This window comes from Labrys sp. LIt4 (assembly GCF_017813775.1).
Classification (GTDB): domain Bacteria; phylum Pseudomonadota; class Alphaproteobacteria; order Rhizobiales; family Labraceae; genus Labrys; species Labrys okinawensis_A.
Genome location: NZ_JAGIPY010000012.1, coordinates 106,617 through 119,702, shown reverse-complemented (window position 1 = coordinate 119,702; position 13,086 = coordinate 106,617). Strand labels below are relative to the sequence as shown.

The following is a 13,086-nucleotide window of genomic DNA, read 5'->3' as shown; positions in this document are numbered from 1 at the left end:
TTGAGCGTTCAACTGAGTGTCAATCGTGGAAGCTTCGACATACGCACTGCACCAGATATTGGCCCTGTAGATGCATTTGGTGCAGCACTAGTCGCCAGTCAGCGAGGAACGCGAGATATTCCGGTGCATTTTCTGCTGTGCTTTCCTCAGCAGTGCCGGGTTGCAAATTGGCATAGGCGCAAACAATCTTGTCTGCTCCATCACGTTGAACGAACGGCATCAGAACCTTCCTCTCGCGTCGATCCAACCATCAGTTTGAAGGGCGACGGTGCCGGCGGTCGAAGTGGAAGTGACGGCAACACGCACCTGCGAGGAGGTATTGGTCACCACATCGAAGGCAGAAGCCCCCCAGGAATTGCTTGAAAAAGGCGCGCCAGAGATCGGTATAACCATTGATGCGGAGCCAGCATTGCCCGACATGGCGGTTTGATCGGTGATTTCTGGCGAATAGACAGACATCGTGACGAAGTTGCTTGCCGTCGTTTGGATTGCGCCGCGCAGCCTGGCTTTGACTCTGACACCACTCGGCACAGAGATCGTGACGGATGTTGCGCCCGATGCAGAGTTGCCGTTGCGGTCCATGACTGGAACTGTCCAGATGAACTCGTCTCCTACCTGAAGGAAGGCCGTTACCTGCGAAGATCCGTTCGTGCGGATGGAGCCGAGACGCCGCCGCGCAGTGTAGCCGCTTGGCATTGTCGGCGCCGTAGTGCTAAGCGACAGGAGTGCGTCGATCGAGCCGTCACTGTCCTTGCGGATCAAATGGACATGGTACCAAGTGCTCGGCGCGATTGAGCCCGTATCAAGAGCACCGTTACCGGAGCCGGCAGCCCAGGCCGAAAGAGATTTCGTGATAGCTGAGCCGAGCACCATATTGTAGGTAGAGCCGCCGTCTTCATTAGTACAACCGCCTACAGAGATGCCCACACTCGTGGTCGATCCCTGCGAGAGTATCAAGCCGTAGAGAGAGCCGAGGGGCCACGTCGCCGCATTCGAAGACCAAGCGGGCGCACCCGAAACGATCGTAAGAACTTGGCCGTTGGAGCCCGCCGAGGTCAGCCCTGTACCCCCGTTGGTAACCGGGAGCGCCCCGCTGACATGCGTCGTCAGACCGACCTTGCCCCAAGAAGGCGCAGCGCCCACCCCGCCGGAACGCAACACGTTTCCTCCGGCCACATCCGCCAAGGCGGCAAGCGTAGTGGCACTGTCGGCGTAAAGAAGATCACCGATGGAATATGCAGTTGGAATGCCGGGTATCCGCTTGTTTTCGAGGATATACCAATCCCAATTCGCGGCATTGACCAGAATGGCTCCATAGGGGGTGAGTGTATAGCTTCCGCCAGAGGCAGAGATACCATCCCTGGTGTAGAGATAATTGCCGGCCGGCACTGTAATCGTGACAGTCGCATTCGTAGCATTGAAGATCGCATACTCGATCGACTTGGGAGAAGCGCTGTTGTCCGGCAGATTATAAACTGTACCTCCTTCGATGCGGATGATGGAGTGCGTATCGGAGGGGGACAAAGTCGCGTTCGCAGAATAAATTTTTAGCTTTGGTCGGGCGTTGATTTCTCCTTGTACGAAAGATGTCGTGGCGATACTAGTGTCATTGTCGCCGACTTGTGGCGTCGGTGCAGTAGGATTCCCGGTAAATGCGGGGCTATCCTTGCCAACAATACTTCCCGTTGAATAAAAGTAGTTGAATAAATCGAAAACATATTTTGTACTGGCAACATCATTGCTACCAATTGGATTGGCGGCGGGATCTGATGATATGGTTTGTGCGCCAACGGAAAAAGTTGGTTTCGTCGTCCAGGTCTGCACCGTATTGATCTTCGCAACATTCGCGATTTGAATGCCGCTACCCTTGATCAGCTTGCCGGTGGCTCCATCGAACAGCACGACCTCATTCGCTGCCACGCCACCAGCAGGCCCGGTGACATCGCCACCGACAGCCGAGCCAACCGCAGTTACCTTGGGGTGAAGCGGATCGGTATTGTCGATCTCGATATTCAGGCCCGCCTGCAATCCCTGCACGGCAGTGTCGGCCTTTGCTCCCTGTGCCGCGGTGGCGAACGCCGTCGACGGCTGGAACGCTGCCGATCCAAGGGAGGAGGTATTCGCTTTTAGGTCGAGAGCGGCCTGCGTGGCGGTGCTGATCGGCTTGTTGAGGTCGGAGGTGTTGTCGACGTTCCCCAGGCCGACACTAGCCTTGTTGGCCTTGCTGTCCGTGTAGGCCTTGGCGCTGTTCAGTGTTGCGGTGTCGGCGGCAGCCTGGGCGCTGGAAACGGGCTTGTTCGTGTCTGCGGTATTGTCGACATTGCCGAGTCCTACATCAGCCTTTGCACCGGAGAAGGCCACCGCCGCAAGCGCGGAGGTGTTGGCCTTGGTGTTCAGCGCGGCCTGCGTCGCCGTCGAAATCGGTTTGTTGAGGTCGCTGGTATTGTCGACGTTTCCGAGGCTGACATCACCTTTGACGAGGGTCACGGCGCCCGTCCTGCCAGCAACCGACGTCACGGTGTTGACCTGCGCGCCAGCTTGAATCCCATCGAGCTTCGCCTTGTCGGCGGGCGACATCAGGCCGGCCGCCGTTTGGTTCGCCAGGGCGCCGAGGGCGACGACCTGTTCTTTCAGCCTCTGACCCCACATGGTGATGCGATCGAGCGCTCGGTTGATCGTTGGCGCCGGCAGAGGGCCGCCATCCTGCAGATCGACCGATTGAGTGAGCGGCACGTCGCGGTAGATGATCAGCGTGGTACCCGTTGTCGGCGCGGCCGTCATGGTCACGCTGCCGCCTGCAGGTGAACCGGCGCCGGTCACCATATAGTCCATGCCGAGCGTCTTGGTGACGGTCGCCCCGTCTGCGGCCTGAATCTGCACTACAAGATCGGTGTTGGCCGTAAACGGGGGCGGGAAAGCGAAGACGGTTGTGCTGCCGTCGCCAGCATAGGTACGGCGATTGTCATAGCTGGGAATGGTCATGGAGGCTCCGGCAAACAGAATTCCGCCTGTGAGGCGGGACTTTGGGGGCGGATGTGGAGTTGAGGAGCGACGGAGAGGGCACGAAACGAGATGTTCTCGGCGGTGAATCGAGATAGGTGGCGTGGGCATCGGCGCCGAGCTCAACGGCCGGCGTTTATAGTGCCTGGCATACAGAAGGCGTGATCGGGCGATGTTCGCCGGTGGCTGCAACATGTGACGCCATCGCCGTACGCAGAGCCTGGAACCCGGCTTTCCACTCTTCCGGGCTGACGGCAGGCGATCTATCCAAACGGAGGAGCATCCTCATCAATGTTAGGCCTGCGTCTTTCGCCGGAAGGTCAAGCCGTTTTTCCCAATCGCCCCAGGCCGCCGAACAGGGTGCCGGCTGCATTGAAGTATCCGCCGGTCTGGGCATTCCTGCCGGCGATGTTGGCGAGCCTGGCCTGGTAGTTCAGATTGTTGGCCTGGTTCTTGGCGTTCCAGCGAATGGCGGCGATGTCGAGCGCGCCTTCGCTGGCGGTCGAGCCGATGACGTCGGAGGGCGAGCCGTCGAGATTGACGCCGGAGCCGCCGGTAAGCGCGGTTTGCGTGCCGATGGTGCTGTCGATCTGGTCCTGCTTGCGGCTGGCCTGGTACTCGCCGGTCATCGTCTCGATCTGGGCCTGGCGGCGATAAGCCTCGGCCTGGGCGTCGGCCTGGGCCTTGGCGGCGTTGCCCTGCTGGATGGCGCCGATGGTCGACAGGCCGGTGCCGGCGATCGAGGCTGCCGTGCCAAGGCCGATGCCCGAAATGGCGGAGCCGGCGGCGGAGGCTGCGGAAGCCAGTCCGGCTCCGATGGCTGCAAAAAGCGGTGGGCACATGGTCAGGGCTCCGGATCGGTGTTGAGTGTGATGGAACGGATCGTCGCCGGCAGCGGGCCGTCGGTGATCAGCATGAGTTCGCCTTTGTCGCCCCAACTCGTTTGCGGACGGGCGTCGTAGAAGCCGGTGGCGAGCGGGGCGGCTGCGCCGAGATCGTCATTGGTATGGCGCAGGGTGATCTCCTCGGCCGTCGCTTCGTCCCGGCCTGCGCGCAGCGAGCCGGTAGAGAGGAAGTCGATCTTGGCGAAGACGATCTTCTTGCGCCGCCCCAGGCCCGAACCATCGCCGGCTGAAGCGGGGGAGGGCATCAGGCGGGCGCGTGAGAGGTAAGGCAGGCCAACGGTGATCGTGCTGGCCGGCCGCCCCGAGGCAAGCGAAACAGCGCCGCCGGCGACGATCTGGTCGGTTTCACGCGCGCCATCCGCTAGGATCGCGACGCGCTGGCCCTCGAGGTGGCCAAGTCCGGTGACGCCGGTTGCGGGGGCGCCGCCATACTGCAGAGCACAGTCGAGATACCATGCCTTGTCGGGCGTAACGGTCGCCGCCTCGAAGGGCGCCGCCATGCGCTCGATATAGCGTCTGCTCACGCCGCCGATCATGCGCCGGACGATCAGCCACACCTCGTTCCTGCCCTGGCCGGGCATGGTGGCGCAGCTCTCGACGAAACCGCTGCCGCCCATAAGATGGCGATGCAGGCCAGCCATGGACTGGTCCTTTTCATAGGTCAGGCCGATCAGTTCGCCTTTGCCGTTGGGCAGCCACACCACGCTGTCGGGCTCCTGGGCATAGGAGAGCTCAGCGATTCCGGCAGCGAACAGGTGATCCGAAAGCACGGAGATATCGGGTGTCGCATAGCCGGCTCCGCTGTCGCCCTGGACAAATTCGCGGAGCGCCTTACCGAAGCTGGAGACGAAGACCGTGGAGCTTCCAACCTTCACGGGCCGGATCGCTTGCGAGCCATAGGTCGAGGCGAGGGCCTGCCGGAAATTGTTGGCCGAGAAGGGCAGGTTCGGGCTATCGCGTCCCATCGTGCGGGCTGCGCCGGCCGTGCCAATCAGGAGATCCGCGCCTTCGGCGATCCACTGGATTTCGTTGACATCGGTAAGAGTGAAGGAAATCGCGTCGTCGTCCTTCACCGGAACGGAGACGGAGAAGTCCAGCTCGCGCCCGTAGCCGCCGGTCTTGGTCGCCCAGATACCGGAGGGTTGGGTGTTGGTGCGGGCGTAGACCTTGCGCTGCTCGAAAGTGGCGACATGAGCCGGCCAGCCGGGTGTTTCACCCCAGGCGCCGAAGCGCCATTGCAATGTGCCTCGCGCCGACGGCAGCGGGCCGCCTGTGGCTTTCACCGTGACTATCGTAGACGAGGTGACGCTAACGATCTGAAAAGGGTGATAGATCGAGTCCGATCCAAGTAGGGTGATGAAACGGCCAACGTCACTGGACTGGAACCCGGTATCGTTGTTGATCCCCGCAATGCTGGATGCGGTAATCGTGATCGTTGCGGCATTCGGCGGCAACTCCAACATACGGAGCGAAGCAATATCGAGTTCGGTGCCGGCGTTGTTGCTGGCGACGTTGATCCGGTAATAGCGATAGGTAGTTGTGTTGGAGAACAGGTAGGAGCGAGTTTCGTTGTTGCTCCACCCAGTTTGGCCAAACTGGCTATCTAGAACGATCCAGGTGGACCCGTCATCACTGCCTTCGAAAGTCCAGGACTTAGGAGCGTTCATAGGCCCGTTGTTGCTGGGATCGCCAGGATTCAGATAGTTGCTTGTCTGAACGCTATAGCCAACAATGACCTTGGATGCCGCAAATTGATAGGACAGCCATCCAACCTTGTCCGTGGTAGTCCAGAAGGTGCTTCCATTGCCATCGAAGGCGCGGAATGGACCAAATCCAGCCAACGAGTCTGATGCCGAGCAAACACCAGACGGTGCTGTGTCGGAGGTCATGACCGGTACCGCATTCCCGGTGCCAGATGGAGTCAACGTAGTTGCCGTGTTATTGACGGGCAGATACGGTCCATCCTTTGCGGGGACGGTCTCGATCGACCATGACGTGTCGCTCAGCCGCTTCACTCGCCGCGGTTGGTAGCCCTTGTGCGTGATGTCGAGCACGTCGTTGGTTTGATCGAAATCGAGCTGGAACAGGTCCGCATCGGCATAGGGATGGGTTACTTCCACGCTGCCGACCCGCCCGCCCAGCGTGTAGACCCTGAATACGCCGGCGTTGAACACCAGCATATAGGCCTGGCTCGCCGAGAAGATGAAGGGAATGAAGCGGGCGGGGCGGGAGGAATCCTTCACCTCCTGCACGAATTGCGTGCCGGGGCGGCGCGTGAGGCCGCCCTGGCGCATCACCATGAAGTTCTGGCATTCCTTCAGCCCGGTCTTGAAATGCTCGAGATCGGCGCGGCTGTGCAGCTTGGGAGAAAGTTCGCCGCGCGAGAAGACCGGCTTGAGTTCATAAGCGCCCATCAGGAACGAGCCTCGATCCAGAAATTGTCTTCGGGGTCATCCGGCGTGCCTTCCAGTGCGTCGATCGCCTGCGCTTCGGAAAGGGCGACCTGCGTCTTCTGCCCGAGGGATTCGGCATAGGAGGCCTTGCCGGTGACGAAATGCGCCGCCTTCTGCGCCAGGGCCAGGGCGAGCACATCGGTGAATTGCTGGTCGAACTGGCCGGTATTGTCGACACGCCTGACATAGCGGACGGGGCGCGGGGCCGGCTCGTCGGTGAGGATCTGGCTGCCCTCGATCTTGTGCGGAACGGTCTTGCCGCTCTCTGTCCCGTCCGCGGTCAGCGGCATCACGCGCAGGCAGTCCACCGGCAGCTCGTAGGCGTGGGCCCAACCAAAGGCCGGCGGCGTCGCCGATTCCGGCAGGAGGGTGCGTGCCATCGCGAAATTCCAGGGATGGCGGCGCATCAGGCTCCAGGCCATCGGCCAGAAATTGCGCCGAAACCAGCGCGCCACGGCCGAATTGTCGTCGATGGAGGCCAGAGGCGCCTCATCGAGATAATCCAGGGCGAGGTTGCAGATCTCGGTGATGTCGAGATTGACGGACATGGGGCCTCCAGGCCGCGAAAAATTGCTCTCGTCGGGGCGGCGCGGACGCGAAACATCGCGCGCCGCCCGGTCGGATCTGAAGCGTGGCCTTACCTGAAGGCGTTGGCCTGCTTGTATTCGGCGAGCCGGCGGGTCACGATCTCGATCGGCGTCGCCTCGTCGATCGCGCTGCCGGCATCGTCGACGAGCTTGGCCTTGACCGCCTCGGCACGGATGGCGGCATCGACGTCCTCGGCCTCCTTCCGTGCCTCGCGCTCATTGGCCTTGTCCGGGACGAGCTCGAGATGCTCGTCCTCCTCGCGGACCTTGCCGACGAGCTCGACTTCCTCGCCCGCCTCGATGATGCGGCCATCGACATAGGCCTTGGCCTTGACGAGATAGCGCGCCATCTCAGAAGCCCCCCACATTCAGGCCGGAGGGGTAGTTGACGATCGCCTCGCGGTCGGCGACGAGGCCCGCCGTCACCGTGCCGGCGGCGAAGGTGCCGGCCACGGTGTACTGCACGCCGAGATAGCGCTGGCGCTGGGCGTCGAGCGAGAGCGCGGGCACCTGCACGCGCAGCCATTCCGAACCGGCGGTGAGGCTGGCAGCGGGGATGGCCGGCGTCTGTACGATGACGCTGGGAGACGACAGGTCCGCACTGGCCGACGTGATATAGGCGAACTGCACGGAGGTGCCGCCGGTGAGTGCGGTATTGACGCGGATCACCAGTTCCAGGCTGTCGCCAGGGCCGAGATCGCGGGGCTGGGTGAGGTCGATGGTGTTGGTCGAGACGGCGCTGGCGGTGATCGCCTGCTTGTCCGACAGCAGAAGTTGCTGGTCCAGGATCATGGACTTGGCTCCGATGATGGGAAGGAAAGGGAAGGACGCGTGAAGCGTGGCAATCCCTCCCCGGTTTCGGGGAGGATGGCCCGAAGGGCCGGCAGGGGAAGCGTGGCGCTACTCTCCCCCTCCCGTCGCTGCCCTGCAGCGACACCTTCCCCGCAGCCGGGGAAGGATTGAGCGCCTCATTCTGAAAGGCAGGCGGATCTCAGACCACGCGGGCCTCGGTGTTGAGAAGCTGGTCGGTCAAGCGCACCGGGATGCCGCGGAACGAGAGGAAAGGCTGGCCCTGGGCGTCCGTCACCGTCTGGAAGGCGAGGGTGGACTTTTCCATGGCCTGGATGTCGCCCCAGGTCTTCACCGCTCGGTTCACATAGAAGGCAGGCTTGCCCATCTTGAGCGAGGGGATCTTGTTGATCGCCCGCACCATCAGGCGGTAGAGGTTGGGCGGCGTCGCCGACTGCAGGCCGCCGGCGGCCGTGGTGGTGTCGATATTGGCGATGCGCACGGCATAGCGCCAGTCGCGTACGGTCAGCCCGCACTTCCACTGGTATTTGGTCTGGTAGGCCTGGTAGCGCCCGCCATTGGGATCGAGGATCGGCGCCGAGGTGGTGACGTCCTGATGGGTGAGCCCGGCTGTGGTGCCCTTGGGATAGATGCCGTGGATGGTATTCGGCCCCCACACCACCAGCCAGATCGAGGTGTTGGAGGCGCCGGTGCCGCCGGCATCGATGACGTTGACGCCGTTGCCGGCGCTGAGGCTGGAATAGCGCGGCGACAGGCCGGTGATGCGGTCGGGGTTGACGCCCACCGATTCATAGAACAGCGCCTGGGCGAATTGCTGGTTCATCGCCTCGATGAAGGCGGTGTCCTCGGTCAGGCGGAAGGCGGCGGTGTTGCCGTTGAGATCGGCGAGGTCCTTGTCGATCACTGAATAGGTTTCCAGCATGCCGCAGACATCGGTGATCTGGGCCGTGGTGCTTTTGGCCGGCGGCACGCCGTAATTGAGGCGCCGCCAGGTCGCCTGCGGCAGGCCGGTGCGGATCGTGGTCTTGTGCCCGGTGGGCAGGTTGCCCTCGATCCAGGGAATGTCCTGCAGCGGTTCGTTGAGCTGGGACAGGAGCTCGGCTACCACGGCGGGCTTGCCGTTGGGGTCGAGGCGCTTGGTGACATCCACCAGCGTGGGATAGGAGTTGCCGATCACGGCCATGGTCTGCTTCCTTGAAAAAAGGTCTCACCGCCGGAACGGATCGACCGGATAAAGGGTCTCGGCTGCCGATCTCGACTGAGCCGCCACACCGCCGGTTGCGAACTGGTCTTCCGCGTAGAGCGCCCGGCCCGCCCGCGCCATGGCCTGGGCCAGAGCGGGGGAGAGCACATAGCCGTCGGGCGACAACAGCCCGTTCGACTTGAGCTCGCCGATCAGCGCCTCGCCGCCGTTCTGGCGGATGAAGCGATCGGCGAACTCGACATTCTGGCGGAAGGCCTGCGAATTCCTGTCGCCCCAGGCCTTGGTCAGGGCTGCCTGCGCGGCTTCGCCGCGCTCCACGATGGCCTGCACATAGGTCGATTGCTGCCCGGCCTGGTGCTGCACGAAGCGATCGTGGAGGGATTGGGCCTGCCTCGGCGTGAGGCCGGCCTCATGTGCCCAGTTCCGATAGGCGCCGGCGCTGTCGCTGTCATAGGCGAAACCCTCGGGCAGGCCCTGGGGCATGCGGAATTCATAGCCTTCGGCCGTCTCGGGCCGGCCGAGTCTGGCATGGAAGGCCTGCCATTCCTCGGGCCCGGCATCGGCGGCCGGCGGTATGAGGGCCCTGGCCTTGAGCTCGTTGTATTCCGTCTGGAGCCTGTCGGCGTGGTGCGCCGACTCGACCAGGGGATCAAGCGCCTTGTAGCCTTTGCTTTCGACCCATTGCCGGCTTTCTGCATTGCGCAGGCCCGCAAGGAAGTCTGTCGCGCCGCCGGCCGGCGACCCGTCATTGGCCGGAGGAACGGTGGCGTCTGCCGGGGTTCCCGCCATGGCGGCCCCAGGGTTTGCCGGATCCATCATCAGATGATGCCCTCGTTGGAACTGGCGATGGCCTCGGTGCGCGCGGCTTGCACCAGCGCGGCCTTCTCCTCGTCAGTCAGGTTGAGAAAACGAAAGAGCCGCCCGAAGGCGGCTCGCTTGCCATCCGAAAACGCGCGGTCGTCGGGTGGGATGCCTTCCCCGTTCACCCGGTAGAAGCCGGTGTAGTCGGCGAGGTCGGCGAGGACGATCTGCACGTCCTCGTTCCTGATATCGAAGACGTTGTGATAGGCGAGCGCCAGCTTGAGCGCGGCCTCGCCGCCGCGGGCGCGCCGGAACAGCCTGGCGAGCGCCAGCCAGTTGATCGCAAGGGCGGCGCGCGCGGGGCCGCCGGAGGGATTGGGCATGCGGGGCTTCCGATTTGGGCAACAAAAAACCCCCGCCGAAGGCGGGGGTGGGGGATGGGACATGTTCAAGGATGGGGGGGGGGCCGGCGAGGACCCGGAACCATTGCATTCGCCGGAAGCGGAATGGTCTCGCGACAGGCTCGCATGTGGCTGCGATCAGCGTGCCCGCAGGGAGTTGGTGTCGCACCTTCGAGCGTGGCGTAAGGACGCTGGGGGGCGGCGGCCCCGGGAAGGGGCCGACAGTCTCTGGCGGGTGGTCAGTGGGTCACAGTGTTGCAGGACCGGGCGGGTCAGCTCCGGTTGCGATGCTTGGAAGGCAGGCTGGAGGGCCGGCCAAGCCCGGCAATGAGAAGGGCCGGGCCGATTTGATGCGTGTTATCGACGAAAGAGTTCCTAGGGGATGGAGGCCGAGCTTCTTCGCCAAAGCGAGCGCAGGGCACAAAAAAACGCCCAGACCTTTCGGCCGGGCGCGTTTTCTCATAGTCTCAATTTGCCATATCGGCTGATCGGCGTCAACCCCATAGTCGGCAAAGAATATTCAATCCGCAGCGCAGATCACCGAGTTCGGCGTGCTGATCCTGCAGGATGCAGGTCTTGAGAGCTCGGAGATAGCGCTTGCCGTCAGGCGCATCGTTAAGGGCGGTGAACATGTCCTCATAGCACCGGCGCACCTTGGCAATCGTCTCGGCATCGCCAGCCTCTTCGCCATGACCGCCGCCGCCCGGCATCAGCATATCGAGCGAGCGCGGATTGAGCGAGGCAAAGCCCATGACCTTGGCGTAGCGAACCACGGTGACGCCGAAGCGGCAGCCCGCCTCATATTGCCGGGCATTGATCTCTTGCTGCAGGCAGAGCCGTCCGAACACGGAGCCGGCGAGCTGGCTGCGTGCGTCCCCTGGCCGGACGCCCACGCGAATACGGTTCCGGGTGGCCGTGGCGGTGATTTCGGCGACGCTCTCGCGCTGGAGCCGGCCCGACGGTTCGCGTTGACGGATCTTCAAGAAAGGAGAGGGGCGCATTTGGGGCGGCCTCCTGATGAGAGAAAGGATCGAGGGGAAAAGCAAAAAAGAGGCGAACATCGCGCATCGTGGTCGACGAAGTTATTAAGTCGGCTTATAAATTTAACACCCCCTCAGTGCGGATGAGGTGTCGCCCCGGCTGATCGCATTGAAGGGGAGGGGATCCAGGACCACACGGCAGTGGCGCTCGACCCCTGGATTGTCTTCCCCGCCGCTTTGCCCGCACCGGGAATGACGGCGTTGCCGATCACGGTTGCTTCAGCGCTCGAGAAAGCCGGCACACATCTCGGCGGGCGAGCCGATGGGAGAAAAGTCGAGGGCACGCCAGCTGTCGAGGGGCATCGCCGTCTCCGACCGCAGGGCGTAGCTTTCCCAGCGCTTGTCGAAGCCGTGTTCGCGCCGGATGTCGTCGAGATGCTGCAGGGCTGCCCGGCGATAGGCCTGCGCCTGGCGATCCTGCTCGCTCGTCTCCTCGCTCTCGCCTTGGGAAGGGCCGAGCTGGGCCAGGAGGGCGACCACGGCACGATGATTGCGACCGAGGGCTCGGGCGATCTGACGCAGATTGGCCCCTTTGGCGCGCAGGGCACGCGCGGTTTCGAGCTGGTCCGCCGCACGATAGTGCCGGGGCTTGCTGTTCGGCATCGCCATGTGGATCTCCGATGAAAGGGATGGGGGAAAAGGGGAGCCGGAGGGCGGGCGCTCATCGCAGCCAGGCAGCGACCAGGCTGACTGTTGCGGCCAGGAGTCCGCCGGAGAGAGCGCACAGGGCGAGGGCAAGCAGCCGGCTGCCACCGTCGGGAGCTGCATCCGGCCGTGCGTCGGCTGCGATGTCGTGGTGGGCAATGCCCGGATCGTCCGGCTGCTGCATGAGGCGGCCTCCTTCTTGCTGTCGTCGAGCCACGGTCCGCCACGGCGCCGCGGGACGCCTCCGGATTTCCGGGAGGCGATGCGGCGCGCGCAAGGCGCTTGCCTGATCTGTTTTTCCGCACTGCCTGCCGGGAGATACCGCCTCCTCGAGGTCACTAGTCCTGAGTCGGTTGGGGCGAGCGATGGCTATGACTCGAATGTACCCATTATGGGTACATCAGGCAAGGAGGATGTTCCCAAAAATAACGCTGGCCACACTGTAATTTTTGAGGCATCGTACCCGTATGGGGAACAATCTCAAAACATTGCGCACCGCCAAGGGCCTGTCACAGGAAGCGCTTGCCCGGGCAATGGGTACAACCCGGACCCAGCTCGTGAAGCTGGAGCGGGGCGAGCGGCGCCTTTCGGACATATGGATCGTGCGGGCCGCCGCGGCGCTGAAAGTCGATCCCGGCGATCTGATGTCGAACCGCCTGCAACTCGCCTCCTTCGATCCCGACGAGCACCAGCCCGACGGCTTCTTCGAGCCGGAGGCGCCCGAGCCGCTCGATCCCGATGCGCCGCCGCGCATTCCCAGCAATGGCATCGTCGAGGTCGACGCCCGCGCCGGCATGGGGGGCGGCGGGCAGGTGGCGCATGCCTATTACCGCGACGGCGACAAGATCGAGACGCGGGACGCGGTCAAGCCTGATGCGTGGGTGTTCCCGCCCTGGTTCCTGCGGGGAATCGGCGCCAAGCCGGGGGAGTTGCTGATTATCGAGGCCAAGGGCGATTCCATGCGCCCGACCATCGCACCGGGCACGCCGCTGATCATCGATACCCGCCACCGCATCCCCTCGCCCGATGGCATCTATGCCATCCGCGACCGCTGGGGCGACATCCAGGCCAAGCGTATCGAAACCTCCAAGATCCTCGGCGACAACACCATCCGGGTGATCAGCGACAATGGTGGCCATGTCCAGATCGCCCGCAGCGAGGATGAGCTGCAGATCGTCGGCAAGGTCGTCGCCGGCTGGCATTTTTTCTGATTTCGTCACAGCTTGGGTTGACAAAATGT

Annotated in this window: 14 protein-coding genes; 1 reads left to right on the top strand and 13 read right to left on the bottom strand. The window is 63.2% G+C overall.

Going from position 1 to position 13,086, the window contains the following annotated elements; genetic code table 11:
• Nucleotides 1-19: 19 nt before the first annotated feature.
• From J8I29_RS21240 to J8I29_RS21180, 13 genes are all read right to left on the bottom strand, one after another.
• Nucleotides 20-220: a hypothetical protein gene (locus J8I29_RS21240; RefSeq protein ID WP_209433167.1), complete on the bottom strand. Its 201-nt coding sequence runs from the start codon at nt 218-220 to the stop codon at nt 20-22.
• Complete coding sequence (locus J8I29_RS21235) at nt 220-2,982, bottom strand: hypothetical protein (RefSeq protein WP_209433166.1); 2,763 nt, start codon at nt 2,980-2,982, stop codon at nt 220-222. Before J8I29_RS21235 ends, J8I29_RS21240 begins: the two co-directional genes overlap by 1 nt.
• A 338-nt stretch (nt 2,983-3,320) precedes the next feature.
• Nucleotides 3,321-3,842 (bottom strand): hypothetical protein, encoded by a 522-nt coding sequence (locus tag J8I29_RS21230; RefSeq protein WP_209433165.1) that lies wholly within the window; start codon nt 3,840-3,842, stop codon nt 3,321-3,323.
• A gap of 2 nt (nt 3,843-3,844) precedes the next feature.
• A complete protein-coding gene (locus J8I29_RS21225) occupies nt 3,845-6,319 on the bottom strand; it encodes a discoidin domain-containing protein (protein WP_209433164.1) in 2,475 nt (824 codons plus the stop codon).
• Nucleotides 6,319-6,906 (bottom strand): hypothetical protein, encoded by a 588-nt coding sequence (locus J8I29_RS21220; RefSeq protein WP_105864044.1) that lies wholly within the window; start codon nt 6,904-6,906, stop codon nt 6,319-6,321. The genes J8I29_RS21225 and J8I29_RS21220 overlap by 1 nt, the downstream gene beginning before the upstream one ends.
• An 89-nt stretch (nt 6,907-6,995) precedes the next feature.
• Nucleotides 6,996-7,295 (bottom strand): hypothetical protein, encoded by a 300-nt coding sequence (locus J8I29_RS21215; RefSeq protein ID WP_105864045.1) that lies wholly within the window; start codon nt 7,293-7,295, stop codon nt 6,996-6,998.
• Between the two features lies 1 nt (nt 7,296).
• Nucleotides 7,297-7,737, bottom strand: coding sequence for a Bbp16 family capsid cement protein (locus tag J8I29_RS21210; RefSeq protein ID WP_105864046.1), 441 nt, complete (start codon nt 7,735-7,737; stop codon nt 7,297-7,299).
• Nucleotides 7,738-7,936: 199 nt separating this feature from the next.
• Nucleotides 7,937-8,938, bottom strand: coding sequence for a major capsid protein (locus tag J8I29_RS21205; protein WP_105864047.1), 1,002 nt, complete (start codon nt 8,936-8,938; stop codon nt 7,937-7,939).
• Between the two features lie 24 nt (nt 8,939-8,962).
• Nucleotides 8,963-9,778, bottom strand: a complete 816-nt coding sequence (locus J8I29_RS21200; protein WP_209433163.1) for a hypothetical protein — start codon at nt 9,776-9,778, stop codon at nt 8,963-8,965.
• On the bottom strand, nt 9,778-10,143 hold the full coding sequence (locus tag J8I29_RS21195) for a hypothetical protein (RefSeq protein ID WP_105864049.1): 366 nt from the start codon (nt 10,141-10,143) through the stop codon (nt 9,778-9,780). Before J8I29_RS21195 ends, J8I29_RS21200 begins: the two co-directional genes overlap by 1 nt.
• 512 nt (nt 10,144-10,655) lie before the next feature.
• On the bottom strand, nt 10,656-11,162 hold the full coding sequence (locus J8I29_RS21190; protein WP_209433162.1) for a hypothetical protein: 507 nt from the start codon (nt 11,160-11,162) through the stop codon (nt 10,656-10,658).
• A 258-nt stretch (nt 11,163-11,420) separates the two neighbouring features.
• Nucleotides 11,421-11,810: a hypothetical protein gene (locus J8I29_RS21185; protein WP_209433161.1), complete on the bottom strand. Its 390-nt coding sequence runs from the start codon at nt 11,808-11,810 to the stop codon at nt 11,421-11,423.
• Nucleotides 11,811-11,862: 52 nt separating this feature from the next.
• Nucleotides 11,863-12,030, bottom strand: a complete 168-nt coding sequence (locus tag J8I29_RS21180) for a hypothetical protein (protein WP_181161277.1) — start codon at nt 12,028-12,030, stop codon at nt 11,863-11,865.
• A 283-nt stretch (nt 12,031-12,313) separates the two neighbouring features.
• Between J8I29_RS21180 and J8I29_RS21175 the strand changes: the two genes are divergently transcribed.
• The gene (locus J8I29_RS21175; protein WP_209433160.1) at nt 12,314-13,057 is read left to right on the top strand and encodes a LexA family transcriptional regulator; all 744 of its coding nucleotides are present in this window, start codon (nt 12,314-12,316) and stop codon (nt 13,055-13,057) included.
• The last annotated feature ends 29 nt before the right edge of the window (nt 13,058-13,086 follow it).

What these genes read in the sequence shown, in the direction of transcription:
- J8I29_RS21240 (WP_209433167.1), bottom strand. Translation starts at nt 220, where the DNA reads ATGCCGTTCGTTCAACGTGATGGAGCAGACAAGATTGTTTGCGCCTAT.
- J8I29_RS21235 (WP_209433166.1), bottom strand. Translation starts at nt 2,982, where the DNA reads ATGACCATTCCCAGCTATGACAATCGCCGTACCTATGCTGGCGACGGC.
- J8I29_RS21230 (WP_209433165.1), bottom strand. Translation starts at nt 3,842, where the DNA reads ATGTGCCCACCGCTTTTTGCAGCCATCGGAGCCGGACTGGCTTCCGCA.
- J8I29_RS21225 (WP_209433164.1), bottom strand. Translation starts at nt 6,319, where the DNA reads ATGGGCGCTTATGAACTCAAGCCGGTCTTCTCGCGCGGCGAACTTTCT.
- J8I29_RS21220 (WP_105864044.1), bottom strand. Translation starts at nt 6,906, where the DNA reads ATGTCCGTCAATCTCGACATCACCGAGATCTGCAACCTCGCCCTGGAT.
- J8I29_RS21215 (WP_105864045.1), bottom strand. Translation starts at nt 7,295, where the DNA reads ATGGCGCGCTATCTCGTCAAGGCCAAGGCCTATGTCGATGGCCGCATC.
- J8I29_RS21210 (WP_105864046.1), bottom strand. Translation starts at nt 7,737, where the DNA reads ATGATCCTGGACCAGCAACTTCTGCTGTCGGACAAGCAGGCGATCACC.
- J8I29_RS21205 (WP_105864047.1), bottom strand. Translation starts at nt 8,938, where the DNA reads ATGGCCGTGATCGGCAACTCCTATCCCACGCTGGTGGATGTCACCAAG.
- J8I29_RS21200 (WP_209433163.1), bottom strand. Translation starts at nt 9,778, where the DNA reads ATGATGGATCCGGCAAACCCTGGGGCCGCCATGGCGGGAACCCCGGCA.
- J8I29_RS21195 (WP_105864049.1), bottom strand. Translation starts at nt 10,143, where the DNA reads ATGCCCAATCCCTCCGGCGGCCCCGCGCGCGCCGCCCTTGCGATCAAC.
- J8I29_RS21190 (WP_209433162.1), bottom strand. Translation starts at nt 11,162, where the DNA reads ATGCGCCCCTCTCCTTTCTTGAAGATCCGTCAACGCGAACCGTCGGGC.
- J8I29_RS21185 (WP_209433161.1), bottom strand. Translation starts at nt 11,810, where the DNA reads ATGGCGATGCCGAACAGCAAGCCCCGGCACTATCGTGCGGCGGACCAG.
- J8I29_RS21180 (WP_181161277.1), bottom strand. Translation starts at nt 12,030, where the DNA reads ATGCAGCAGCCGGACGATCCGGGCATTGCCCACCACGACATCGCAGCC.
- J8I29_RS21175 (WP_209433160.1), top strand. Translation starts at nt 12,314, where the DNA reads ATGGGGAACAATCTCAAAACATTGCGCACCGCCAAGGGCCTGTCACAG.